The sequence below is a fragment of the Micromonospora sp. MW-13 genome, from assembly GCF_003434305.1.
In the GTDB taxonomy this organism is placed as follows: domain Bacteria; phylum Actinomycetota; class Actinomycetes; order Mycobacteriales; family Micromonosporaceae; genus Micromonospora.
Genome location: NZ_QKKX01000031.1, coordinates 30,182 through 53,636, shown reverse-complemented (window position 1 = coordinate 53,636; position 23,455 = coordinate 30,182). Strand labels below are relative to the sequence as shown.

The following is a 23,455-nucleotide window of genomic DNA, read 5'->3' as shown; positions in this document are numbered from 1 at the left end:
TCATTTCTTCGGCCACCGGGTTACGAGACGTCCCTTGGTCAGGCGGCGACTGAAGGCCCGGCTGGCGCGAGGGACCGGCAACCGACCCCGGGAATCGTAGACTCACCGGGATGGGCGGCAACGACGAGCGGGACCTGGTCCGACGAGGGTATGACGCGCTCTCCTACCACTACCGCCCGGACGATGCCGACGACGGTCAGTACGCGCCCTGGCTCGCCGACCTGCACCAGCGCCTGCCGGCCTCGGCCGCGGTCCTCGACCTCGGCTGCGGCTGCGGCGTGCCGGTCGCCCGCTTCCTCGCCCGCGCCGGACACCAGGTCACCGGCGTCGACATCAGCGACGTGCAGGTCGAACGGGCCCGCCGCCTGGTGCCCACCGCCACCTTCCTGCGTGCGGACGCCACCCGGCTCGACCTGGCACCGGAGTCGTTCGACGCCGTGGTCTGCCTCTACGCCCTCATCCACATGCCCCTGCCCGACCAGCCGGGTCTGGTCGAACGGATCGCGACGTGGCTACGCCCCGGCGGCTGGCTGCTGACCACCGTCGGCCACACCGCCTGGACCGGCACCGAGAACGCCTGGCTCGACGGTCCCGCCGCCATGTGGTGGAGCCACGCAGACGCCCCCACCTACCGGTCCTGGCTACGGCGGGCCGGGCTGACGATCACCGCCGAGGAGTTCGTCCCCGAGGGCGCCAGCGGGCACACGCTGTTCTGGGCGCGACGACCGGCGAGCTGATCCGTCAGCAGGTGGCGATCGTCGACGTGGCACCCTGGTCGTGCTCACCGATCCGGACGGGATGGTCGCACTCCGGGCCGCCGATCAGGTCGACTCCCGTGGGCGGCTGCCGGCGCGTAGCACCGGTCGACAGGTAGCCGATACCTGATGCCGCGGGTGCTGCCGGGGCTGCCGTCGAAAACCTGGGTGCGGGGGACGCCGGCTCACCCTTAGGCTCCCGTTCGACGAGCTGGTAGGCGGCCCTGTCGACAGCGGTCAGTCAGTGGATCGGAGATGGGCAGAGGGATGACTTGTCAACTGTTCGCGATGAGTTTCGACGCGAGCCAACCTCTGCGTCTCGCACGGTTCTGGTCCGGGGTCCTGGGTTGGGAGGTGGCCGATGATCCACACGATGGTGTCGCGCTCCTGCCCAGTGATGACACCGGGTTCCGAATCCGCTTTCTTCCGACCCGGCGGCCGAAGGCCGGCCAGAACCGGATGCACTTCGATCTGACGAGTACTTCCCTGGAGGACCAGCAGCAGACGGTGGCCAGGGCGCTGGGACTCGGCGCACAGCACATCGACATCGGCCAACGCCCGGAGGAGGGGCACGTGGTGCTCGCCGACCCCGACGGCAACGAGTTCTGCGTCATCGGGCCGGGCAACAACTTCCTTGCCGACTGCGGATTCGTCGGAGCGCTGGCCTGCGACGGTTCGCAGGAGGTCGGGTACTTCTGGAGCGAGGCGCTGGGCTGGCCGCTGGTCTGGGATCAGGACCAGGAGACCGCGATCCGCTCACCGCTCGGCGGTCCGAAGATCACGTGGGGTGGTCCACCGCTGATGCCGAGGACAGGCAAGGACCGACTGCACTTCGACCTCGCTCCGCCTGTGCACGGTGATCAGCAGGCGGAGGTCGACCGTCTGCTCTCCCTCGGGGCGACCCGAGTCGACATCGGCCAGGGCGGGGCCAGTCGGGTGGTGATGGCCGACCCCGATGGCAACGAGTTCTGTGTGTTGACGCCCCGGTAGCGCGGCCAGTGTCCGGCGGGTGGTACTCAGCAGGTCGCGATCATCGCCGATCCCAGGGCCGGTGCGGTTCGTCAGCCCTCGCTGATCGCCAGCTCGGCCAGTTGGTCGAAGGTCCGCACGAGGACCTCGCGCCGCTGTGCCCGGTACTCCGGGCCGGGCTCCAGGTCGTCGATCGCCCCGTCCCAGACCTCCAGGTACCGGGTCTTCCAGGCGGCGATGGTGGCCGGATCGGGCAGGATGGCGCCGGCGTAGTTCTGCCGCGCGACGAGGTGGAGCAGCTCCAGGTTGCACGGCACCACGACGCCCCAGTAGTCGTCCGGCTCGATCCAGGACGGGTCGCCGGACATCGCCTCGGTGACCTCGGCGATCAGTCGTTTGGTCAGGTCCGACAGGTGGTCGGCCGCCGTGTCGTCGTCGAAGTTCCCGCTGCCCCAGGTTCCCATGCTCTCCGCACCCTCTCCGCACTCGAATCCGACCGGCATTGAACCAGACCCCACCGACCGTTTCTCCCCGCCCGCCGGTTGTCCGGTGCCGGCCGGGTGACTCGCATAGGGTCGTGACGTCGTCCCGAGGCATCGGTGAGCCCGGGACGGGCCGCGCCCGGCGGACGAGCGACAGCGCGTCGGGCAGCGGCCGGACCGCCCACGAGCTCTGTCCCGAGGAGGAGGGCACGATGCCGGACAGCGAGCGTGAGGCCGAGCTGCTCGACGCCGAACGCCGGCTTCAGGCCGCCCAACGGGCGGGAGACGTGGCCGCCCTCGACGGGCTGCTCGACGAGCGCCTGATCGCCTTCGGCCCGGCCGGGAACAGGTTCACCAAGCAGGACGACCTGGCCGCCCACCGCGACCGGGCCTCCGTCGTCGACGAGCTGGTGGAGGAGGAGCTGGACCTGATCGTCGAGGGGGCGACCGGGGTGACGTTCTTCCTGGGGCGGGTGACGGGGACCTTCGGCGGGGCCCCGGTCACGGCGAGGCTCCGGTACACCCGGACGTGGACGTACGGCGCGCACGGCTGGCTGATCGTGGCGGCCCACATCAGCCCGGCCTGAGCGCGGCCCGGGCCACGGGACGGGGTCACTCGCTGGCGTCCACCGTCCGGGGCCGGTCGTCCTCGGCCGGGCGCGGCGCGACGATCTGCACGGACACCCCCGCGTTGCGGTTGTGCGTCTCGATCCACGAGTCCAGCGCCGACCGGCAGGCGAGGTCCACGTGCCGCAGCCCGCGCAGGTCCAGCCGTACGGCCCGGTCGACCGGCAGCCCGTTGAGCGTGGTGAGGATGGTGGGCAGCCGCAGGAACGTCGCGTTCCCGGAGATCGCGACGTCGATCGGCCCGGCCCTGCCGTCCCGTACGGTGACCCGCACGTGGGACGTCTCCCACGCCGTCTTCACGATGGCCAGGCCGAGGCCGACGAGCACGCCGACGAACATGTCGGTGGTGAGGATGGCCCCGGCGGTCGCCGTCAGCACCACCACCTCCCCCCGGTGCCCCCGCCACAGCTCCGGCACCGCCCGCAGGGGCAGCAGCTTCACCCCGGCGTGGACGAGCACGGCGGCCAGCGCGGGCAGCGGGATCAGCCCGAGCAGGCCGGGCGCGGCGGCGGCGAACAGCAGCAGCCACACCCCGTGCAGCACCCGGGACGCCTTCGTTCGCGCGCCGGCCCGCACGTTGGCGGAGCTGCGCACGATGACCGCCGTCATCGGCAGCGCGCCGAGCAGGCCGCAGACGGTGTTCCCCGCGCCCTGCGCCACCAGTTCCCTGTCGAAGTCGGTGCGTGGGCCCTGGTGCAGCCGGTCGACCGCCGCCGCGCCGAACAGGCTCTCCGCCGACGCGACCAGGGTGAACGTCGCGATGGTGGCGAGCACGCCCAGGTCCGCCAGCGTGCCCAGGTCCCCTAGCGAGGGCCGGACCGCCTCGATCAGCCCCTCGACCCTGATCGTGTCCACCGGTAGCCGGAGCGCGGCGGTCACCCCGGCCGCCCCGACGACGGCGACCAGCGCGCCGGGGACCGTCCGCAGCTGGCCGGGCAGGGCGTCCCAGAACACCATGGTCACAAGGGTTGCCCCGCCGACGGCGACCGAGAGCTGGGCCGTGGTGGAGGTGACGAGGTCACCTGCCAGCCCGGGCAGGGCGGTGAACTTGCCCGGCCCGGAGTGCGGCGCGGTGCCACCGGCCAGAACGTGGAGCTGGCCGGCGATGAGCAGCAGGCCGATGCCGGCGAGCATGCCCTGCACCACGGCCACGGAGATGGCCCGGAACCAGCGGCCGAGCCGCAGCAGCCCGAGGCCGACCTGGAGCAGCCCGGCGACCAGCACGATGGTGCCGAGGCCGGCCAGTCCGTAGCGGTCCACGGCCTCGGCGACCAGCACGGTCAGCCCGGCCGCCGGGCCGCTGACCTGCATGCTGCTGCCGGGCATGAACCCCACGACCAGGCCGCCGACCACTCCGGTGACCAGACCCAGTTCGGCGGGTACGCCGGAGGCGACGGCGATGCCCACGCAGAGCGGCAGCGCGACGAGGAAGACGACGAGGGAGGCGGGCAGGTCGGCGCGCAGCGTGCGCCAGGGCAGGGCGGGAGCCAGCATGATTCACGTCCGGGAGGCTTGGGGAGGGCAACGGGTGAACCACCGTGCCCGCCGCCGGCCCGGCGACCGCCGGGGTCGGCGGTACACAGACGGACGGCGCGGGTGGTCGGCGGTCGACGGTGCGTGGGGGCCGCTCCGGTGTGGCCGGGCGAGCGGTCGCCGCCCGGACCGGCGCCACGTCGACCGGACGGCGGGCGGGTGGCTGCGATGGGCGCCCCGGGGCGGGGCCCGTCAGCGGCGGGCCCGTCAGCGGCGCAGGATGCTCGGCGGCGCAGGCTCAGCGACGCGGGGCGCCCAGCGGCGCGGGCGCGTCAGCGGCACAGGGGCGCTCAGCAGCGCAGGATGCTCAGCCGGACCGGGTCGGGGCCGGCGTCGACGGTGAGCGGACGCCCGTCGGCGGTGTTGTCCCGGCGCAGGTGCGTGTCGGGCAGCGCCGACGTCACCTGCGCCACGCTGTCGCGGCGGTCGGTCGACTGGGCGCCCCGGCCGGAGCGGGTGACCGACCCGCACGCCTTGCCGTCGAAGCCCGCCACGACGGTGCCCGCCGGCGACCGGTCGGTCCGTGCGTGGAGCGTCGCCACCGCCGGGCGCGCTTCGAGCGTCACCCGCCCAGGGTGCGCCGCCGTCTCCGGCTCGGGCGTCGCGGCGGCGTGCGCCGCGACGGGTCCCTGGGCGGTCGTGGTGAGCGGCGAGCGGCAGGCGAAGCTGACGTGCAGCAGGAGCGCGCAGGCGAGCAGCGGGGCGAGGGCGACAAGTCTGCGCTGCACCGCTCACCCCCAGGCCGGTACGCGTGCTCGCGCGACCGCGCGTCCACGTGGGGATCAACCCGCCTCGCAGGGCATCGGTTACGCCCGTTCCAGCAGGTGAACGGGGTTGTCAGGGGGTCGGCGGGTGGAACGGCTCCCGGGCCGGCCCCGCTGCGGCCCGGCACAGCCGGCCGCGGATCTCGACCCCGACAGCATGCCTGCCGGACACGGGGCACGGGGCGGCCCCGGAGCGATCGGGCGCTCCGGGGCCGCACCAGGGTGGGGGGTGATCAGCTGGCGGGGGAGAGGTACAGCAGGCGGTTCGGGGAACCGGTGCCCGGGCTGCCGACCGCGCCGGTGGTGGCCGTGGAGACCAGGTACGAGGCCACCTGGGCCGGGGTCCAGGTCGGGTTGTTCTGCAGGACGCGGGCGGCGGCGCCGGCCACGTGCGGGGCGGCCATCGAGGTGCCGCTGATGGTGTTGGTCGCGGTGTCGTTGGTGTACCAGGACGACAGGACGCTCACGCCCGGGGCGAAGATGTCCAGGCAGGTGCCGTAGTTGGAGAAGCTGGCCCGGGCGTCGTTGCTCTGCGTCGCGCCGACGGTGATCGCCGTGCCGACGGCGGCCGGCGAGGAGTTGCAGGCGTTGGCGTTGGAGTTCCCGGCGGCCACCGCGTAGCTGACGCCGTCGGCGATGGAGTTCGCCACGGCGGTGTTCAGCGACGAGTTGAGCCCGCCGCCGAGGCTCATGTTGGCCACCGCCGGCTGGCCGGCCTGGTGGTTCGAGGTCACCCAGTTGACGCCGCCGATGACACCGGCGGTGGTGCCGCTGCCGGCGCAGTTGAGCACCCGCACGGCCACCAGCCGGACGCTCTTGGCGACGCCGTACGTCGAGCCGCCGACGGTGCCGGCGACGTGGGTGCCGTGGCCGTTGCAGTCGGCGGCCGGCAGGGCGTTGTCGACCGCGTCGTAGCCGTCGACGGCCCGACCGCCGAAGGTGGTGTGGGTGGTCCGGATGCCGGTGTCGATGATGTACGCGGTGACGCCCGACCCGGTGCTGGTGTAGCTGTAGGCGCTGTTCAGCGGCAGGCTGGTCTGGTCGATCCGGTCCAGGCCCCACGGCGGGTTCGTCTGGGTGGTCTGGATGCTGACCTCGTGGTTCTGCTCGACCCAGGCGACCGCCGGGTCGGCGGCGAGCCGCTTGGCGGCGGACTCGGACAGCCGCGCCTCGAAGCCGTTGAGCGCCTCGCCGTACACCTGGGCGACGTCGCCGCCGTAGCGCTTCGCGAGCGTGCCGGCGGAGCTGGTGACGGCGGCGGCCTGGGTGCCGGCCCGGCCGCCGACGGCCGTGTCCTTCAGGACGACGATGTAGCTGGAGGGGACGGCGGTGGCGCCGCCGGCGTAGCGGATCTCACCGGTCGCCGGTGCCGCGGACACCGGGCTGCCGATCAGGGTCGTGGCCATCGCCGAGATGGTCAGCACACCTAGAGCGGCGACCTTGCGGGGGAGCGTCATCTGTCGGTCTCCTCTGCATCTGACCGCGCCCGAACTGGTCGTACGCGGTCCGAGAACTTGGTGACAGGTTATCGACAGATCCATGTCTGGCTATATATCAGTAGGGTCATAGCATCGCGCGCAGCTCGTCGAGGACGGCCCGCTGGAAGGCCCGCGCCGCCTGGCCACCCGGCGGCGGGCCGCCGTGCCGGGCGGCGATCGCCCGCTCGATCGGCGCCGCGTCGGGATGCCCCCGCTCCACCAGCCGCCGCCCGGCCGCGACCTTGGGCAGCCACACCCCGTCGCGGCAGCGCACCAGCGAGCGGCAGGCGCCGAGCACGGCGTCCTCGGCGCCGACCGCCGGCGCGTCGCCGGGCGGCGTCGGCAGCGCGAGCCACCAGGTCAGCGCGTCCACCAGCAGCCGGCGCAGGTCGGCCGGCGCCAGGTCGGCGAACGCCTCCGCCGCCGGGGGCCCGGCCAGGGCCAGCCCGCCGGAGTGCAGGATGCTGCGGTCCAGCCCGTACCAGAACCGGCCATCCGCCGCCGGCCGCCCGTCGCCGGACCAGGTCACCCGGAACGGCATCCGGGCGCCGGTGTTCAGCTCGACCTCGAAGCCCGGCTCCGGGGTGCCGGAGCGGGCCACCGCCCGCCGGTAGACGACCAGCTCCAACCCCCGCGCGGGGCAGGGCAGCGCCTCGTGCCGCAGCCGGGCCACCAGCTCCCGCTTGCGCCCGTCGGCCAGGGCGTGCGCGCAGACCAGCGCCACGTCGACGTCGCTGCGCCCCGCCTGGTACGCGCCGAGGGCGACCGAGCCGGCCGCGTACGCCCCCACCAGGTCGGCGCCGAGCACGTCGCGGGCCGCCCCGACCAGGTCCGTCAGGTACTGCCGTACGTCCGGGTCCATGCCGCATTGTGGTCCGCCGGTCCGGGGCGGGTCGGCCCGGGCCGGCGCGCGGCCGGGCGGCCGGTCGCGGCGTCGGCGCGGCCCGCGCGTGGTGGTGGGCCCCCGCCCGCCTGCTCCCGGTCCGCCTGCTCCCGGCCCGTCAGCTCGGCCGCGAGCGGGCGCCGGGTCACTGCCGGTGGTTCGGCGTCACGCCGTGGAGCAGGGCGGCGAGCCGCTCGGCCACCGCCGGGGCGTGCAGGTGCAGCCGGGCCACGTTGATGGTGTCGCCCCCGACCACGGCCAGCAGCGCCTGCGTGCCGACCGCGTAGACGCTGAGGTAGCCGAGCGCGTTGCGGACCGTGGACTGCTGGAAGTCGCCCTGCCCCAGCCGCAGGCCGACCTGGCGGCCCAGGCCGTACGTGGTCGCGGCCAGTGCCGCCAGGTCGCTCGGGTCGACGTCGGTCTGCATGTTGTGGGTGATCATCAGGCCGTCCACCCCGCCGAGCACGCAGCCGAGCACCCCGGGGATCTGCACGCGCAGCTCGGCCAGCGCCTGACCGATCCGCGGGTACGGCAGCGCCGGGTTCCCCGCCAGCGACGGCGGGAGCGAGCGGGGCGGCGGCATCCCCTCGGGCGGTCGGGCGGTGCGGCGGGGAGGACCGTCCCGGCTCGGGTCCAGCTGATATCAAGTTCCCCAGGACGGGCGGTAGGGGACAGCAGACCCCGTACCGGCCCTCGTGGTCAGTCCGCCGCCGCCGGCACGCCACGGCGGGCCCGGCGAGTCGCCGACGCACCCGGCCCGGCGGATTTCGCGGTTCCGTCCCGGCCGCTGACCTGCACGTCTACTGTGGAAGCCGCCACCGGTTCTGGTTGAACCGGTGGCGGCCGGGCGGTTCGCGGTGCACAGTGATCCCATGAGCGACAGCGGAAGTGGTGGGCACTACTACTGGTGCACGCGACACCACCGGGTCGAGACCGATGCCGACGTCTGCGCGGCGCGGCACGTGCTCGGGCCGTACGCCTCGGCCGCCGACGCGGAGAACGCCCTGCACCAGGTGCGGGAGCGTAACGACGCGTGGGACGCCGAGGACGCCCGCTGGGCCGGGGAGGACAGATAAACGGCGCGGGACCGCCCGCGTCGAGGAACTCCGTGCCCCGTGAGGAGGCACGCGAGAGCATGTCCCCAAGGAGGGAACCGAGATGGCCGAAGCACAAAAGGCCACCACCCGCCCGGCCGCCAAACGTACGCCCGCGAAGAAGACCACCACGGCCGCGCGGGCCACGGGCGGGACCCGTGCCACGGCCGCGCGCCCCTCGGGGACGGCCGGCGCGGCGGCTCGGGGGGCGACCGTGACCAAGGCGTCCCCGAACGCCTCCGGCGCCGGGGCGGGACGGGTGCCGGCGAAGGCGGCGGTCGCGAAGAAGGCCGCCGCGACGAAGATCGTCGCGCGAAGGGCCCCGGTGTCGAAGACCGCCACGAAGAAGGCCCCGGCCGGCAGGACCACGGCGAAGAAGACCCCGGCCGCCCGGAGCACGGCGACGAAGACGGCCGCCGCGGGCGCCGCGACGAAGCGGACGAGCGCCGCCGCGGGCGCCGCGACGAAGGCTGCGGCGAGGAAGACCACGGCGACGAAGGCCGCAGCGACCAAGACTGCGGCGAAGGCCGCAGCGAAGGCCGCGCCGAAGAAGGCCACCGCGACGAAGGCGACGGCGGCGAAGGCGACGGCGGCGAAGGCGACGGCGGCGAAGAGGACGGGCGCGGCGGCGAAGAAGGCGACCGCCGTGGCCAGGAAGGCCCCGGCGAAGAAGACCGCCGCCGCGACGAAGAACGCCTCGACCCGGCCCACCGGCGGCGCCCGCAAGGCCGCCGCGAAGGCCCCGGCGAAGAAGGCGACCGCCACCTCGTCGAGCACCACCCGCAAGGCGGCGGCGAAGAAGGCCCCGGCGAAGAAGACCACGGCGAGGAAGGCGACCGCCCGGACGGCGGCGCCCCGGACGGCGGCGCCCCGGACGGCGGCGGCCCGCGCGAGCGCGCCGCGCGGCGCCCGGGCGACGGCCCGCAAGGCCACCGGCTGAGCGCTGCCGCCCGGCGCTGACCGCCCGGCGCGGATCCGCCGCCCGTACCGGTGCGGGCCGCGTACCGGTACGGGCGGCGGATCCGGTACGCGGCCCGGGCGGCGGATCCGCGCCGGTGCCGGGGGAGCGGATCACAGGTTCCGCTGTCAGGATTGACCCCGTGGTGATCCGACGCGTACTGGCGCCCCGCATCGACTTCGGCGCGCTGCGCCGCGAGCTGGGGTTGCCCGAGCAGTTCCCGCCCGCGGCGCAGCGCGAGGCCGAGACGGCGGCCGCCGCGCCGCCCCGGCCCGCCGCCGACCGCACCGACGTCCCGTTCGTCACCGTCGACCCGGCCGCCTCGCGGGACCTCGACCAGGCGATGCACCTCGCCCGCCGCCCCGGCGGCGGCTACCGGGTCCGGTACGCCATCGCGGACGTCGCCGCGCACGTGCGCCCCGGCGGCGCGCTGGAGGAGGAGACCTGGCGGCGGGGGCAGACCGTGTACCTGCCCGACGGCAACGTGCCGCTGCACCCGCACACCCTGAGCGAGGGCGCGGCCAGCCTGCTCCCCGGCGAGGACCGGGCGGCCGTGGTGTGGACCCTCGACCTCGACCCCGACGGCGGCACGGTCGCCGTCGCGCTGGAACGCGCCCTGGTGCGCAGCCGCGCCAAGCTGGACTACGCGGGCGTCCAGGCCGACGCCGACGCCGGGCGGCTCCCCGAGCCGATCGCCCTGCTGCCCGAGATCGGCGCCCTGCTCACCGCGCGCGGGCTGCGCCGGGGCGCGGTGAACCTGCCGCTGCCCGAGCAGGACGTCGAGGCGGACGGCGACGGCTGGCGGCTGGTGCTGCGCGGGCCGGCGCCGATGGAGGACCACAACGCCCAGATCTCCCTGCTCACCGGGATGGCCGCCGCCGACCTCATGCTGGCCGGCGGGATCGGGCTGCTGCGCACCATGCCGGCGCCGAAGCCGGAGGCGGTGGCCCGGCTGCGCACCGCCGCCGCCCCGCTCGGCGTCGACTGGCCGGCCGGCGCGGGCGTGGGCGAGGTGCTCGCCGGGCTGGACGCCGCGGAGCCCCGGGCGGCGGCGTTCGTCGACCAGGCGGCCGAGCTGATGCGCGGCGCCGCGTACACGGCGTTCGACGGCGCGCCGCCCGACCGGCCGGAGCACGGCGGGGTGGCCGCCGCGTACGCCCACGTCACCGCGCCGCTGCGCCGGCTGGCCGACCGGTACGCCACCGAGGTCTGCCTGGCCCTGCACGAGGGCCGGGCGGTGCCCGACTGGGCCCGGGCGGCGCTGCCGAAGCTGCCGGAGGTGATGGCCGCGACCGACCGGACCGCCGGCGCGGCCACCCGGGGCGCGGTCGAGCTGGCCGAGGCGGTACTGCTGGAGCACCGGGTCGGCGAGACGTTCGACGCGGCGGTGCTCGACGTGGACACCCCGCTGAACGGCCAGCCGAAGCCGGGCCGGCAGCCCGGCGGCACGGTGGCCCTGGACGCCCCGCCGGTGCGGGCCCGCTGCACCGGCGAGCTGCCGCTGGGGGAACGGGTCCGGGTCCGGCTGGTCACCGCCGACCCGGTCACCCGGAAGGTCCTCTTCGCGTTGGCCTGAGCGCGGCCGGGCCGGTAGCAGCGAAGATTCTCACACCGGCGGGTGCTGCCGGGGCATCGGGCCGTTTGCGAGGATGGGCGGATGGCATACGACGCGAGCAGGCTGCCAGACGTGTCCGGGCTGACCGTCGGGATCATCGGCGGCACGGGTGACCAGGGCCGGGGCCTGGCCTACCGGTTCGCCCGGGCCGGGCAGACCGTGCTGATCGGCTCCCGGTCCGCCGAACGGGCCGCGCAGGCCGCCGAGGAGATCGCGGCCCTGCCCGGGGTGCCGTCCGGCGCGACCGTCACCGGCGCCGACAACGACGAGGTGGCCCGGGGCAGCGACGTGGTGGTGATCGCGGTGCCGTGGGACGGCCACGCCGCCACCGTCGCCGCCCTCGCGCAACCGCTCGCCGGCAAGATCGTCGTGGACTGCGTGAACCCGCTGGGCTTCGACAAGCAGGGCCCGTACGCGCTGGCCGTCGAGGAGGGCAGCGCCGTCCAGCAGGCCGCCGCGCTGCTGCCCGACTCCCGGGTCTGCGCCGCGTTCAACCACGTCAGCGCGCCGCTGCTGGCCGACCCGGAGATCGACCGGATCGACCTCGACGTGCTGATCTGCACCGAGGACCGCGAGCTGGTGGACGTCGTCGGGGCGCTCGCGGCCCGCATCCCCGGCATGCGTGGCGTCTACGCCGGCCGGCTGCGCAACGCCCACCAGATCGAGGCGTTCACCGCCAACCTGATCGCCATCAACAAGCGCTACAAGTCGCACGCCGGCATCCGCGTCACCGACGTCTGATCCGTCGCCCGCCCGGGCGAAAGATCCCGGGCGGCGGCGGCCCGGGGGCTACCGGCGCCGGGGCAGCGGATGGCGGCGGTAGCGGGGAGCGGGCGGACCGAAGGCCAGGGCGTTCTCGTCGAGGGCGTTGTGGACGACCAGGTCGCCCCGGGGGAAGGTGAAACCGAGCGCGACGGCGCCGTTGGCCAGGTCGCGCTTGCCGCCCCGCCACTCCAGCAGCGTGACCGCGCGCAGCTCCTGCCCGCGCAGCGCGGCCAGGCCGGGCAGTGGCTCCGCGCGCCAGGCCAGCCGGAGGCCGGGCCAGTCGGGCCCGCCGACCGGGGACACCGAGTTCCAGGTGACCGAGAGGTCGTCGAGCTTGCGGTGGTTGATCTCGACCTGCTCGCCGGCGAAGTCCAGCAGCACCGGGCAGTCGGCGAACCAGGAACCGTCGTCCAGGTCCCAGGCCAGCCAGGCCCGGGTCAGCGGGCGCCCGGCCAGCGCCGCGAGCCGGGCACCGTGGGCCGCCTCGACGGCCGCCCGCCCCTGGAGCCACGCCGGCCGGTAGCCGGGGACGCCGTAGTCGACCATCTCCCGATTGTGGACGCGGTGGGCGCCCGGCGGGCGCCCACCGCAGCCGCGTACCGGTCAGAAGGTGTGCTCGGCGGCCGGGAACTCGCCGCCGCGGACCTCGTCGGCGAACCGGCGGGTGGCGTCGGTCAGCGCGCCGGCCAGGTCGGCGTAGCGCTTCACGAAGCGCGGGGCCCGCCCGGTGCGCAGGCCGGCCATGTCCTGCCAGACCAGCACCTGCGCGTCGGTGTCCGGGCCGGCCCCGATGCCGACGGTCGGGATCGGCAGCTCCGCGGTGATCCGCTTGGCCACCTCGCCCGGCACCATCTCCAGCACCACCGCGAACGCGCCCGCCTCGGTCACCGCCCGCGCGTCGGCGAGCACCTCGTCGGCCGTGTCGCCCCGCCCCTGCACCCGGTACCCGCCGAGGGTGTGCTCGCGCTGCGGGGTGAAGCCGATGTGCGCCATCACCGGGATGCCGGCGTCGACGATCGCGCCGATCTGCGCCGCGTAGCGCTGGCCGCCCTCCAGCTTCACCGCGTGGCAGCCGCCCTCCTTCATGAACCGCACCGCCGTACGCAGTGCCTGCGCCGGCCCCTCCTCGTACGAGCCGAACGGCAGGTCGCCGACGACCAGCGCCTGCCGGGTGGCCCGTACCACCGCGCGGACCAGCGGCAGCAGCTCCTCGGCGGTCACCGGCAGCGTCGTCTCGTAGCCGAAGACGTTGTTCGCCGCCGAGTCGCCGACCAGCAGCGCCGGGATGCCGGCGGCATCGAAGATCGACGCCGTGTACTGGTCGTACGAGGTCAGCATCGACCACCGCTCACCGCGCTCCTTGGCGGCGAGCAGGTCGCGGGTGCGGACCCGTCGGGTGGCCGGGCCGCCGTACAGCGCCGTGACCTCGGTCGGGGTGGACTCCACCATGACTGTCTCCTTTCCTCGAGGCCGCCTGCGCGGTCCCCGGGCTCCGCCGATCGTCGCACCGGGCGGGCGGCGGCGGGAGGAGGCAGTGCAGGATCTCACTCTCCGGCGGCGGCGCGGTCCGGCCGCCGGGCACCCGGCGGACCCCGCTTCCGCGCCGCCCCGGCGACCGGCGCCGGGTCAGCCGTCCTCGCGCCAGCGGTTGGTGATCGGCAGCCGGCGGTCCCGCCCGAACGCCTTCATCGAGATCTTCGTGCCGGGCGCCGACTGCCGGCGCTTGTACTCGGCGGTGTCCACCATCCGCAGCACCCGGTCGACGACCGCCGGGTCGTGGCCGGACTCGACGAGCCCGGTCCGGCCGAGGTCGCCGTCGACGTACCCGATCAGGATCGGGTCGAGCACGTCGTAGTCGGGCAGCGTGTCGCTGTCGAGCTGGCCGGGGCTCAGCTCGGCGCTCGGCGGCTTGCCGATCGAGTTCTCCGGGATCGGCGGCGTCTCGCCCCGGCGGGCGGCGTCGGCGTTGCGCCACTTCGCCAGCCGCCAGACCAGCGTCTTCCACACGTCCTTGACCGGGTTGAACCCGCCGACCGAGTCGCCGTACAGGGTGGAGTAGCCGACCGCCAGCTCGCTCTTGTTGCCGGTGGTGAGGACGAGGTGGCCCTCCTGGTTCGACAGCGCCATCAGCAGCACCCCGCGTACCCGGGCCTGGAGGTTCTCCACCGCCACCCCGGACAGCGACAGGTTCGCCAGGTAGGTGTCCACCATCGGCTGGATCGGCTGGACCCGGTAGTCCAGCCCGGTGCGCTTGGCCAGGTCCTCCGCGTCCTCCCGGGAGTGCTCCGAGGAGTGCTGGCTGGGCATCGACACCCCGACCACCCGGTCCGGGCCGAGCGCGTCGACCGCGAGGGCCGCCGCCACCGCCGAGTCGATGCCGCCGGAGAGCCCCAGCACCACCGACGGGAACCGGTTCTTGTCGACGTAGTCGCGCAGGCCCAGCACCAGCGCCCGCCACACCTCGGCCTCGGCGGCCACCGGCTCGATGATCCCGCCGACCGCCACCTCGCCGGTGGCGGGCGGCGGCACGTCGCCGACGTCGGCGCGCACGATCCGCATCCCGTCGGCCAGCTCCCCGTCGCCGCCGACCGGTGCCGGCGCCGCCGGCAGCTCGACGTCGTGCACCAGCAGGTGCTCGACGAACTGCGGGGCGCGGGTCAGCAGCGTCCCGTCCGCGCCCACGATCATCGAGTCGCCCTCGAAGACCAGCTCGTCCTGCGCGCCGACCATGTTGACGTACGCCACGGCGGCGCCCGCCTCGGCGGCCCGGCGGCGCACCAGCGGCAGCCGGATGTCGTCCTTGTTCAGCTCGTACGGCGAGCCGTTGATCGTGACCACCAGGCCCACCCCGGCCCGCCGGGCCACCGCGAACGGGCCGCCGGCCTGCCACAGGTCCTCGCAGATGGTCAGCGCCACGTCCACCCCGCCGACCCGCACCACGGTCAGCGTGTCGCCGGGCACGAAGTAGCGGTCCTCGTCGAACACGCCGTAGTTGGGCAGGTGGTGCTTGAAGTAGGTGGCCACCACCTCGCCGCGGTGCAGCACCGCGGCGGCGTTGCGGGCCCCGTGGCCCGGCTGGGCGTCGGCGCTGACCTGGGGCGGGCCGTCCGCGTCCAGGTAGCCGACCACCACCGGCAGCTCGCCGAGGCCGTCGGCGGCCAGGTCGGCGGCGAGGCGGCGCAGCGCGGCCTGGGACGCGGCGACGAAGGACCGGCGGAAGACCAGGTCCTCGACCGGGTACCCGGGCAGCACCATCTCCGGGAACAGGACGAGCTGGGCGCCGGCGTCGGCGGCCCGTCGGGTCCACCGGCGGACCAGGCCGGCGTTGCCGGCGAGGTCGCCGACGCTCGGGTTGACCTGGGACAGGGCGAGACGCAGGGTGGGCATGCCCTCATCTTGCCCCAGCCGGGCAGACCCGACACGACCGGCGGCGCGAGACGGCGGACACCGGGCCGGGGCGCTCCGGAGACCCGGTCCACGGCCGTGGGGACTCGGCCCCGGCCCGCCCGCCAGGGGGGCGGGACACGACAGGACGGGGCCGGGATGGTCGCGTAACGTCTTCGTAAAGGACCCGGTGGAGACTGGGCGGTCAGGCCCGACCGGTGGTGGGCAGAGTGTCGCGAGGGGTGGAAGTGGACCGTCAGCAGGAGTTCGTCCTCCGTACGCTGGAAGAGCGCGACATCCGGTTCGTCCGGCTGTGGTTCACCGACGTGCTGGGCACCCTCAAGAGCGTCTCGGTCGCGCCCGCCGAGCTGGAGGCGGCCTTCGAGGAGGGCATCGGGTTCGACGGCTCGGCGATCGAGGGCTTCGCCCGGGTCTTCGAGTCCGACATGGTGGCCATGCCCGACCCGACCACCTTCCAGGTGTTCCCCTTCGAGGGCGGGGTGAGCGGCGAGAGCGCCCGGATGTTCTGCGACATCCTGCTCCCCGACGGCGGCCCGTCCTGGGCCGACCCCCGGCACGTGCTGCGCCGGATGCTGTCCAAGGCCGCCGAGAAGGGCTTCACCTTCTACACCCACCCGGAGATCGAGTTCTTCCTGCTGGAGAACGGCCCGCAGGACGGCTCGGTGCCCATCCCGGTCGACACCGGCGGCTACTTCGAGCACACCACCCACGCGGTGGCCCGGGACTTCCGCCGGCAGGCCGTGCTGGCCCTGGAGCGGATCGGCATCTCGGTGGAGTTCAGCCACCACGAGGTCGCCCCCGGCCAGCAGGAGATCGACCTGCGCTACGCCGACGCGCTGACCACCGCCGACAACATCATGACCTTCCGGCACGTGGTCAAGGAGGTGGCCCTGTCCACCGGGGTGCAGGCCAGCTTCATGCCGAAGCCGTTCACCGACCAGCCCGGCAGCGGCATGCACACCCACCTGTCGCTGTTCGAGGGGGAGCGCAACGCGTTCCACGACGGCGGCGACCCGATGAAGCTGTCGAAGGTGGCGAAGTCGTTCATCGCCGGGCTGCTCGTGCACGCCCGGGAGTACACGGCGGTCACCAACCAGTGGGTCAACTCGTACAAGCGGCTGTTCCCGCAGGCGCTGCCCGACCGGATCACCGAGAGCCCGGCGTTCGTCTGCTGGGGGCACCTGAACCGATCCGCGCTGGTCCGCGTCCCCGCGTACGGCAAGCCGAACTCCGCCCGGGTGGAGGTCCGCTCGCTGGACTCGGCGACGAACCCCTACCTGGCCTTCGCGGTGCTGCTCGGCGCCGGCCTCAAGGGCATCGAGGAGGGCTACGAGCTGCCCCCGGGCGCCGAGGACGACGTCTGGTCGCTGAGCAGCGCCGAGCGGCGCGCGATGGGATACGAGTCGCTGCCGGAGAACCTGTCCGAGGCGATCGACGTGATGGCCGGCTCCGAGCTGGTCGCCGAGGTGCTCGGCGAGCACGTCTTCGACTTCTTCCTGCGCAACAAGCGGGCCGAGTGGGAGCAGTACCGCCGCGAGGTGACCCCCTACGAGCGGCAGCGCTACCTGTCGCTTTAGGCCGCCGGCGACGCGGGTTGTCGGGGGGTTGCGGCGGGCCGCTATCGTCTCGATCACCGCGCCGGCACCCCCGCCGGGCGGTAGGTGGTCGGGAGGCAGTCGGTGCTGGAGGATCTGCTCAGCGGAGCCTGGCAGAGCGTCGTGTTCGGGGTCGTCGGGGTGGGGCTGATGGCGGCCGGCTTCGGCCTGGTCGACCTGCTCACCCCGGGGAAGCTGCGCGAGCTGATCTGGGTTCGGCGTAACGCCAATGCCGGGCTGCTGCTCGCCGCGAACCAGCTCGGCATCGCCGGGATCGTGTTCACCGCGATCCTCACCAGCTACAGCGACTTCGCCAAGGGGCTGGCCTCCACCGTCGTCTTCGGGCTGATCGGCCTGCTGGTCATGGGGCTGGCCTTCTTCGTGCTGGACCTGCTGACCCCGGGCCGGCTCGGTCAGATCATCTGCTCCGACGAGCCGCACCCGGCGGCCCGGGTCAGCGCCGCCACCCACTTCGGCGCCGCGCTGATCGTCTGCGCCTGCATCGCCTGAGGCCGGTCCAGCCTGGGGAGGGGTCGCCGTCGTGCCCGACGTGCTCAGCTACGCCGATGCCGTACGCCTGCTGGGCGGCGAGAAGAGCCGCCTCGTCGACTGGTTCGACCGGCTGACCGGGGGTGTGCTGCTGGCCGCCTCGGTGTCGACGCCGGCGCTGCTGGGCATCTTCGACGCCAAGTCGGAGTTCGTCCGGCTCGGCCACGACCTGGTGCGCTCCGTCGTCGAGCAGCGTTCCGGCCTGTCCCGGTACGGCCGCACCCGCCGGCTGGAGGCGGCGCACGCGGTGATCGCGGTGACCGCCTTCTTCGAGGCCCTCCAGGAGTGCGACCTCCCGCTGTCCCTCGCCGAACTGGGGGTCAGCAAGGCCGAGCAGCTCACGCTCGCCGGCTCCGGCGCCACGCTGCCGGAGACGGTCGTCCGCGACATGTTCGCGCTGCCCACGCCGGTGCCCCGGGCGGAGCTGCCCTACCAGCGGCTGCGGCATGAGCTGGCCGACTACTACCTGGGACTCGCCGCGCGGCTTGAGGCATTCCTCGAAGGGCTGACCAGGTGGCTGGAGGTGCCCGCGCACCGCCGGGCGGCCTTCAGCGCCGCCATGCGTGAGCTGCCGGCCCTGGCCGCGGACCGGCACCGGGACCTGCTCACCGCGCTGGCGGCGGACTTCCCGGAGGTCGCCTTCTGGGCCGGGATCCACGAGCACCAGGCGACCCGGGGCGAGGTGGCAGCCCTGGCCGTGGGGCTCGGCGAGCTGCGCCGGGAGCTGCGTGACCTGGCCGTCGGCCGGGCGCCCGACGCGCGACGGGAGGCGCTGGCCCGCGCGTGCGCCGCCCAGCTCGACCGGCCGGTCATCGAGTCGGGGGACGTCCCGGACGGGCTGCGGGTGCCGACCCTCGGCGCGGCGTACGTGCCGCCGCTGTGCCGGGTGGCCGCGCTGGACGCCGACGCCCGGCCCAGCGACGAGTCGTGGTGGGAACAGCAGCCGGTCCGCGCCGACCTGCCCGCCTTCCTGACCGGCCACCTGACCTCACCCGGGGCCCCGCACGCGCCGCTGCTCGTGCTCGGGCAGCCCGGCTCGGGCAAGTCGGTGCTGACCCGGGTGCTCGCCGCCCAACTGCCGGCCACCGACTTCCTCGCCGTCCGGGTGGTGCTGCGCGAGGTGCGAGCCGAGGCGGACGTCCAGGACCAGATCGAGCAGGCCGTCCGCGCGGCCACCGGGGAGCGGCTCGACTGGCCGGCGCTGGCCCGGTCCGCCGGCGACGCCCTGCCGGTGGTCGTGCTCGACGGCTTCGACGAGCTGCTCCAGGCGACCGGGGTGACGCAGACGGACTACCTGTTCCGGGTGGCCGCCTTCCAGCGCCGGGAGGCCGAGCAGGGACGGCCCCTGGCGGTGCTGGTCACCAGCCGGACCAGCGTCGCCGACCGGGCCAAGCCACCGCCCGGCACGGTGGCCCTGCGGCTGGAGCCGTTCGACGAGTCGCGGATCTGGCACTGGGTGCGGATCTGGAACGAGACCAACGCGGGCTCCTGGCGGGCCGCCGGGAAGCGTCCGCTGGATCCGTCCGTGGCGCTCGCCCACCGGGAGCTGGCCGAGCAGCCCCTGCTGCTGCTGATGCTCGCGCTCTACGACGCCGACGGCAACGACCTGCGGGCCGCCGGGGGCCTGCGCCAGGGCGAGCTGTACGAGCGGTTGCTGACCCGGTTCGCCCGGCGGGAGGTGGCCAAGCACCGGCGCGGCCTGCCGGACCGGGAGCTCGACCGGGCCGTGGACGACGAGCTGGGCCGGCTCGCCGCGGTGGCGTTCGCCATGTTCAACCGGGGCACCCAGTGGGTGACCGAGGACGAGCTGGAGGCCGATCTCGCGGCCCTGCCGTTCCTCGCCGCGCCCCTGCCCGAGGCCCTGGGGCCGGCCGGGTTCCGGGCCCCGCTGCGGCCCGCGGAGACCGTCTTCGGGCGGTTCTTCTTCGTGCACCGGTCCCAGGCCCTGCGGGCCGACGACCGGGTGGCGACCTACGAGTTCCTGCACGCCACCTTCGGGGAGTACCTGGTGGCCCGCACGACCGTGGCGGTGCTGACCGAGCTGGCCGCGCGGGAGGCCGCCACGAGCCTGCTGCGCACGAACCAGCTCGACGACGACCCGCTGCACGCCCTGCTGTCGTTCGCGACGCTGACCGGGCGGGTACCGATCGTGGGCTTCCTGTCCGACGCCCTGCGGGCCCTGGCGCCCGAGCGGCGGGCCGCCGTGGCCGACGTGCTGGTGCGGCTGTTCCGGGCGGCGCACGAGGCCCGCCCGCCCCGGCGCTTCGAGGCGTACCGGCCCCGGCCGCTGCCGGTGCCGGCCCGGCACGCGGCGTACAGCGCCAACCTGCTGGTGCTCGGCCTCTGCGCGGCCGACGCGCTGCGCGGGCGGGACCTGTACCCGGGGCACCCCGACGTCCGGTCGGCGTGGCGCGGTCAGGCCCTGCTCTGGCGCTCGCAGCTCGACGAGACGCAGTACCGCGGCCTCGTCGAGGCGGTCACCCTGCAACGGCTCGGGACCGGGGTGTACCCGGACGTCCGGCTGCGGCTGGCCGACCCGCGCTCGGTGCCGGAGCCGGTGGACCTGTCCTGGACGTACCCCGACCCGGAGCCGGAGGACCGCAACCGGGTCCGGTTCGTGCCGCAGCTCGAACAGTCGGCCGCGGAACAGGCGAACTTCGAGTGCGTGCCTCGGGCGGACGCGAACCGGCACGCCCTGGAGTCGTTCGTCGCGGCGTTTCCGGACGCGTTCCGGATGGTCGTGGTCACCGGCTCGGGTCACCGGTCGGCGGCGCGGGCCGTGATCGACCTGCTGCTGCTGCCGGTGAGCGACGTCGCCCCGGCGGTGCGGGCCGGGATCTACCGCACGGTCCGGGTCCTGCTGCACGCGACGCACAGCGTTTCGCAGAGCAACCGCCTGTTGGTCCTGCTGTTCGACGGGCTGGCCGTGGACCCGCACGTTCCGCCCGCGCTGGTGGCCGAGCTCGCCGACCCCGGCGCCGTGCCGAGATGGTCGTACCCGGCGCGGGCCGCCCAGGTCCGCTGCTGCCTGGCCTTCCTGGGGCGGGACGCGACCGCGGACCGGTTGCTCGGCGCTCGGGTGGTGTATGGCCTGACCGAACTGCTGGGCTCGGCCGATCCGGAGCACGCCCGGCTCGTCGCCGAGGCCGTCCGTCGTCTCGACGAGCGGAACCTGCTCGACGGCCACCGGATCCCGCCGGAGGTGGCCGACCTCCGGCACCCGACCCGGGTGAACCGGCGCGGCGCGGCGGAGCCGCCGGCCCCGTGACCGGCCCCGGGTCACCGCCCCGGCCGGTTCCAGCGTCGGCCCGGCGGCCCGGAGGGGACCACGCCCGCGGGCGCGGCCCCACCCGTTCCCGGGCGGGGCCGCGCCACGCGTCAGGTGTCACGCGGCCCGCGGCACGGGCGCGTCACGTGAGAGGCGTCACCTGCCGGCGGACTCGCCGCCCGCCGGGCCGCCGCCGTGGCCGCGGCCACCCCCGCCGGGGAAGACCCCGGCCTCGACGGCCTTGGTGATCGCGTCGGCCTGCTCCTGGGTGAGCCTGCCGTCCTTGACGGCCTGGTCCAGCCGATCCTTCAGCTTGGCCTGCCGGTCGGCGGCGTCGGGGCGCTCGCCCCGCTCGCCCCGCTCCGGCCGGTCGGCCCTGTGCTGCTCGCGCACCTTGTCCAGGGCCGCGGTCACCTTGTCCGTGGAGACCCCCAGCTCCTTGGCGAGCGCCTCGGCGAACTCGGACTGCCGGTCGGCCCGCTGCTGCTGCCGGTCGGTGCCCTCGCTGCTGCTCGCGCTCGGGGTCGGGGTCGAGCTGTCCTCGGTGAACGCGACGGCCGGCGCCGCGATCCCCACGGTGAGTACGCCCGCCGCCGCGAGGCCGGCCAGCAACTGCTTCTTGGAAATCGTGCGGGACATTCGTTCTCCACTTCGTCGCTCGGATGCGATGACCTCACCGACAGTGATGGAGTGAGCTGGGTGAGGGCCGTGGCGAACCTGTCAGGAAGCTGAAAATCCGGTTTCGAATCGGGGACAAACCAGTTGCCACGGGATGGTCCGGCATAAAGGGTGGGATCGAGTCGAGCAGAGAGGCGGGCACCCGTTGACCACCCCCACCATCCGAGAGACCGTCCTGCCGGACGCGGGCTGCGGGCCGTACGGGATCACCGCCGGGCCGGACGGCGCGCTGTGGCTGACCCTGGTCCGCACCGGCGGGATCGCCCGGGTGACCGCCGACGGCGCGGTGTGGACCCACCCCGGCGACCCGGCGAGCCGCCCGCTGGTCATCGCGGCCGGCCCGGACAACGCGCTCTGGTTCACCCGCTCCGGGGACGACCGGATCGGCCGGGTCACCACCGACGGGTCGGCCACGTCGGTCGCGTTGCCGGCCGGCAGCGCACCGTGCGGCATCGCCGCCGGCCCCGACGGCGCCCTCTGGTACGCGGGGATGAGCAACGACACCGTGGGCCGGGTCGGTACCGACGGGACGGTGACCGCGTACCCGCTGCCGGTCAGCGGCGGATTCCCGTCGATGATCACGGCTGGGCCGGACGACGCCCTGTGGTTCACCCTCAACCAGGCGAACGCCGTCGGCCGGATCGCGCTGGACGGCGCGGTGCGCCTGCACCCGCTGCCCACCGACGCCGCCGGGCCGGTCGGCATCACGCTGGGCGTCGACGGGGCCCTCTGGTTCGTCGAGATCGCCGCCGGCCAGCTCGGCCGGATCACCCCGGACGGCCGGATCGAGGAGTACCCGCTGCCAGACCGGGCCGCCCGGCCGCACGCGATCGTCGCGGACCCGGCCGGCGGCTGCTGGTTCACCGAGTGGGCGGCCAACCGCATCGGCCACGTCACCCCCGACGGCCGCGTCGACGCGTACGACCTGCCCACCCCGGACTCGGAGCCGCACGGCCTCGCGGTCCTGCCCGACGGCACGGTCCACGCCGCCCTGGAACGCGGCGCGGTCGCCCACCTGACCCCCTGAGGGGTCAGCGGACGGCGGGCGCGACCGTGAGGGTGCCGGCGTCGGCGTCGAGGGTGGCCGGGACGCCCACGCCGACCGTGAGCTGGCCCTGGCCGTGGCCGATCGGCAGGCCGCCGAGAACCGGGACGCCGAGGTCGCCGAGACGCTCGGTCAGCACGTCGGCGACGCTGGTGTCCCAGCCGTCGGCGCAGTCGGTGAACTGCCCGACGGCCACCCCGGCCAGGCCGGCCAGCGCGCCGGCCCGGCGGAGCTGGGTCAGCATCCGGTCCACCTTGTACGGCGGCTCCCCGACATCCTCGACCAGCAGCACGGCCCCGGTCAGGTCCGGCATGTCCGGGGTGCCCAGCGAGGCGACGACCAGGCAGAGGTTGCCGCCGAGCAGCGTCCCGGTGGCGCGGCCGGGGACGCGGACGGCGAAGGTCTCCTCCCCGGGCCCGGCGGCGACGGTGACCGGCTCGGTGGTCATCAGCGCGGCGTGCAGCGACTCGGACGAGCGCAGCGGGGTGCGCTCGTCCAGCCAGGCCGCGCCCGGGCCGTGCACGCCGGCCAGCCGGGCACCACGCCAGAGGGCGAACTGCAACGCGGTGATGTCGGAGAAGCCGGCCACCACCTTCGGGTCCCGGCGCACCGCCGCCATGTCGACGGCGTCCACCACCCGCTGCGCGCCGTAGCCGCCCCGGGTGCAGACCACCCCGCGTACCGCCGGGTCGGCGAACGCCGTGTTCAGGTCGGCGGCGCGCAACTCGTCCGCCCCGGCCAGGTAACCCCGCCGGGCGTACACGTTGGGCGCGAGGACCGGCCGCAGCCCCCAGCCGGTGAGCAGCTCGACGCCCCGGGCCACCCGCTCCGGCCGGGTCGGCCCCGACGGGGACACCAGCATCACCGTGTCCCCGGGCCGCAGGACCGGTGGGCGCAGGACGGCGTCGTCGGTGATCACAGCCGCTGAGCCTAGCCGCCGGCCGGGACCCCCGGGCCGGCCCGCCGGCGTCCGGCCGGTGCCGTCCCGGGAA

At 74.9% G+C, this 23,455-nt stretch carries 22 protein-coding genes; 11 read left to right on the top strand and 11 right to left on the bottom strand.

The window, feature by feature from the left end; translation table 11 throughout:
- The first annotated feature begins 110 nt into the window (after nt 1-110).
- A complete protein-coding gene (locus tag C5N14_RS16800) occupies nt 111-737 on the top strand; it encodes a class I SAM-dependent methyltransferase (RefSeq protein ID WP_117669040.1) in 627 nt (208 codons plus the stop codon).
- A gap of 273 nt (nt 738-1,010) precedes the next feature.
- Nucleotides 1,011-1,745, top strand: a complete 735-nt coding sequence (locus tag C5N14_RS16795) for a VOC family protein (RefSeq protein ID WP_371685857.1) — start codon at nt 1,011-1,013, stop codon at nt 1,743-1,745.
- Nucleotides 1,746-1,816: 71 nt separating this feature from the next.
- Here the strand turns inward: C5N14_RS16795 and C5N14_RS16790 are convergent, their stop codons facing one another.
- Entirely contained in the window at nt 1,817-2,188 is a 372-nt protein-coding gene (locus tag C5N14_RS16790) for a DUF4259 domain-containing protein (RefSeq protein ID WP_117669039.1), read from the bottom strand.
- A 230-nt stretch (nt 2,189-2,418) separates the two neighbouring features.
- Between C5N14_RS16790 and C5N14_RS16785 the strand changes: the two genes are divergently transcribed.
- The gene (locus C5N14_RS16785) at nt 2,419-2,793 is read left to right on the top strand and encodes a nuclear transport factor 2 family protein (RefSeq protein WP_117669082.1); all 375 of its coding nucleotides are present in this window, start codon (nt 2,419-2,421) and stop codon (nt 2,791-2,793) included.
- 25 nt (nt 2,794-2,818) lie between these two features.
- Here the strand turns inward: C5N14_RS16785 and C5N14_RS16780 are convergent, their stop codons facing one another.
- From C5N14_RS16780 to C5N14_RS16760, 5 genes are all read right to left on the bottom strand, one after another.
- Nucleotides 2,819-4,327 carry a SulP family inorganic anion transporter gene (locus C5N14_RS16780; RefSeq protein ID WP_117669038.1) on the bottom strand — a complete coding sequence of 503 codons (1,509 nt, stop codon included), beginning with the start codon at nt 4,325-4,327 and terminating at the stop codon, nt 2,819-2,821.
- Nucleotides 4,328-4,656: 329 nt separating this feature from the next.
- Entirely contained in the window at nt 4,657-5,094 is a 438-nt protein-coding gene (locus C5N14_RS16775) for a hypothetical protein (protein WP_117669037.1), read from the bottom strand.
- Between the two features lie 269 nt (nt 5,095-5,363).
- Entirely contained in the window at nt 5,364-6,587 is a 1,224-nt protein-coding gene (locus tag C5N14_RS16770) for a S8 family peptidase (protein ID WP_117669036.1), read from the bottom strand.
- A gap of 106 nt (nt 6,588-6,693) precedes the next feature.
- Entirely contained in the window at nt 6,694-7,470 is a 777-nt protein-coding gene (locus C5N14_RS16765; protein WP_117669035.1) for a nucleotidyltransferase domain-containing protein, read from the bottom strand.
- A gap of 166 nt (nt 7,471-7,636) precedes the next feature.
- The gene (locus C5N14_RS16760) at nt 7,637-8,074 is read right to left on the bottom strand and encodes a roadblock/LC7 domain-containing protein (RefSeq protein ID WP_117669034.1); all 438 of its coding nucleotides are present in this window, start codon (nt 8,072-8,074) and stop codon (nt 7,637-7,639) included.
- 289 nt (nt 8,075-8,363) lie between these two features.
- Here C5N14_RS16760 and C5N14_RS16755 point away from each other — a divergent pair, with 289 nt between their 5' ends.
- The 4 genes from C5N14_RS16755 to npdG all read left to right on the top strand — a co-directional run bounded on the left by C5N14_RS16755 (nt 8,364) and on the right by npdG (nt 11,899).
- Nucleotides 8,364-8,567: a hypothetical protein gene (locus C5N14_RS16755; protein WP_117669081.1), complete on the top strand. Its 204-nt coding sequence runs from the start codon at nt 8,364-8,366 to the stop codon at nt 8,565-8,567.
- 82 nt (nt 8,568-8,649) lie between these two features.
- Nucleotides 8,650-9,525 carry a histone gene (locus C5N14_RS16750; RefSeq protein ID WP_243639677.1) on the top strand — a complete coding sequence of 292 codons (876 nt, stop codon included), beginning with the start codon at nt 8,650-8,652 and terminating at the stop codon, nt 9,523-9,525.
- A gap of 160 nt (nt 9,526-9,685) precedes the next feature.
- Nucleotides 9,686-11,119, top strand: a complete 1,434-nt coding sequence (locus C5N14_RS16745; RefSeq protein ID WP_117669033.1) for an RNB domain-containing ribonuclease — start codon at nt 9,686-9,688, stop codon at nt 11,117-11,119.
- Between the two features lie 81 nt (nt 11,120-11,200).
- Nucleotides 11,201-11,899: an NADPH-dependent F420 reductase gene (npdG, locus tag C5N14_RS16740; protein ID WP_117669032.1), complete on the top strand. Its 699-nt coding sequence runs from the start codon at nt 11,201-11,203 to the stop codon at nt 11,897-11,899.
- Nucleotides 11,900-11,947: 48 nt separating this feature from the next.
- Here the strand turns inward: npdG and C5N14_RS16735 are convergent, their stop codons facing one another.
- From C5N14_RS16735 to C5N14_RS16725, 3 genes are all read right to left on the bottom strand, one after another.
- Entirely contained in the window at nt 11,948-12,469 is a 522-nt protein-coding gene (locus tag C5N14_RS16735; protein WP_117669031.1) for a hypothetical protein, read from the bottom strand.
- Between the two features lie 57 nt (nt 12,470-12,526).
- The gene (panB, locus tag C5N14_RS16730) at nt 12,527-13,372 is read right to left on the bottom strand and encodes a 3-methyl-2-oxobutanoate hydroxymethyltransferase (RefSeq protein WP_117669030.1); all 846 of its coding nucleotides are present in this window, start codon (nt 13,370-13,372) and stop codon (nt 12,527-12,529) included.
- Between the two features lie 177 nt (nt 13,373-13,549).
- Complete coding sequence (locus C5N14_RS16725; protein ID WP_117669029.1) at nt 13,550-15,310, bottom strand: NAD+ synthase; 1,761 nt, start codon at nt 15,308-15,310, stop codon at nt 13,550-13,552.
- Between the two features lie 245 nt (nt 15,311-15,555).
- Here C5N14_RS16725 and glnA point away from each other — a divergent pair, with 245 nt between their 5' ends.
- The 3 genes from glnA (at nt 15,556) to C5N14_RS16710 (ending at nt 20,740) form a co-directional block, all read left to right on the top strand.
- Nucleotides 15,556-16,905, top strand: a complete 1,350-nt coding sequence (glnA, locus tag C5N14_RS16720) for a type I glutamate--ammonia ligase (protein WP_117669028.1) — start codon at nt 15,556-15,558, stop codon at nt 16,903-16,905.
- Nucleotides 16,906-17,007: 102 nt separating this feature from the next.
- Nucleotides 17,008-17,433 carry a DUF350 domain-containing protein gene (locus C5N14_RS16715; protein WP_117669080.1) on the top strand — a complete coding sequence of 142 codons (426 nt, stop codon included), beginning with the start codon at nt 17,008-17,010 and terminating at the stop codon, nt 17,431-17,433.
- A gap of 31 nt (nt 17,434-17,464) precedes the next feature.
- Complete coding sequence (locus C5N14_RS16710; protein WP_117669027.1) at nt 17,465-20,740, top strand: NACHT domain-containing NTPase; 3,276 nt, start codon at nt 17,465-17,467, stop codon at nt 20,738-20,740.
- A 156-nt stretch (nt 20,741-20,896) separates the two neighbouring features.
- Here the strand turns inward: C5N14_RS16710 and C5N14_RS16705 are convergent, their stop codons facing one another.
- Complete coding sequence (locus C5N14_RS16705; protein WP_117669026.1) at nt 20,897-21,379, bottom strand: hypothetical protein; 483 nt, start codon at nt 21,377-21,379, stop codon at nt 20,897-20,899.
- 184 nt (nt 21,380-21,563) lie between these two features.
- On the opposite strand from C5N14_RS16705, the gene C5N14_RS16700 reads away from it, so the two are divergent.
- Entirely contained in the window at nt 21,564-22,445 is an 882-nt protein-coding gene (locus tag C5N14_RS16700) for a virginiamycin B lyase (protein WP_117669025.1), read from the top strand.
- Between the two features lie 4 nt (nt 22,446-22,449).
- On the opposite strand, the gene C5N14_RS16695 is transcribed toward C5N14_RS16700, so the two are convergent.
- On the bottom strand, nt 22,450-23,382 hold the full coding sequence (locus C5N14_RS16695) for an LD-carboxypeptidase (protein WP_117669024.1): 933 nt from the start codon (nt 23,380-23,382) through the stop codon (nt 22,450-22,452).
- Nucleotides 23,383-23,455 lie beyond the last annotated feature (73 nt).

What these genes read in the sequence shown, in the direction of transcription:
- npdG (WP_117669032.1), top strand. Translation starts at nt 11,201, where the DNA reads ATGGCATACGACGCGAGCAGGCTGCCAGACGTGTCCGGGCTGACCGTC.
- C5N14_RS16750 (WP_243639677.1), top strand. Translation starts at nt 8,650, where the DNA reads ATGGCCGAAGCACAAAAGGCCACCACCCGCCCGGCCGCCAAACGTACG.
- C5N14_RS16785 (WP_117669082.1), top strand. Translation starts at nt 2,419, where the DNA reads ATGCCGGACAGCGAGCGTGAGGCCGAGCTGCTCGACGCCGAACGCCGG.
- C5N14_RS16790 (WP_117669039.1), bottom strand. Translation starts at nt 2,188, where the DNA reads ATGGGAACCTGGGGCAGCGGGAACTTCGACGACGACACGGCGGCCGAC.
- C5N14_RS16725 (WP_117669029.1), bottom strand. Translation starts at nt 15,310, where the DNA reads ATGCCCACCCTGCGTCTCGCCCTGTCCCAGGTCAACCCGAGCGTCGGC.
- C5N14_RS16735 (WP_117669031.1), bottom strand. Translation starts at nt 12,469, where the DNA reads ATGGTCGACTACGGCGTCCCCGGCTACCGGCCGGCGTGGCTCCAGGGG.
- C5N14_RS16795 (WP_371685857.1), top strand. Translation starts at nt 1,011, where the DNA reads ATGGGCAGAGGGATGACTTGTCAACTGTTCGCGATGAGTTTCGACGCG.
- C5N14_RS16705 (WP_117669026.1), bottom strand. Translation starts at nt 21,379, where the DNA reads ATGTCCCGCACGATTTCCAAGAAGCAGTTGCTGGCCGGCCTCGCGGCG.
- C5N14_RS16780 (WP_117669038.1), bottom strand. Translation starts at nt 4,327, where the DNA reads ATGCTGGCTCCCGCCCTGCCCTGGCGCACGCTGCGCGCCGACCTGCCC.
- C5N14_RS16800 (WP_117669040.1), top strand. Translation starts at nt 111, where the DNA reads ATGGGCGGCAACGACGAGCGGGACCTGGTCCGACGAGGGTATGACGCG.
- C5N14_RS16760 (WP_117669034.1), bottom strand. Translation starts at nt 8,074, where the DNA reads ATGCCGCCGCCCCGCTCGCTCCCGCCGTCGCTGGCGGGGAACCCGGCG.
- C5N14_RS16765 (WP_117669035.1), bottom strand. Translation starts at nt 7,470, where the DNA reads ATGGACCCGGACGTACGGCAGTACCTGACGGACCTGGTCGGGGCGGCC.
- C5N14_RS16755 (WP_117669081.1), top strand. Translation starts at nt 8,364, where the DNA reads ATGAGCGACAGCGGAAGTGGTGGGCACTACTACTGGTGCACGCGACAC.
- C5N14_RS16770 (WP_117669036.1), bottom strand. Translation starts at nt 6,587, where the DNA reads ATGACGCTCCCCCGCAAGGTCGCCGCTCTAGGTGTGCTGACCATCTCG.
- panB (WP_117669030.1), bottom strand. Translation starts at nt 13,372, where the DNA reads ATGGTGGAGTCCACCCCGACCGAGGTCACGGCGCTGTACGGCGGCCCG.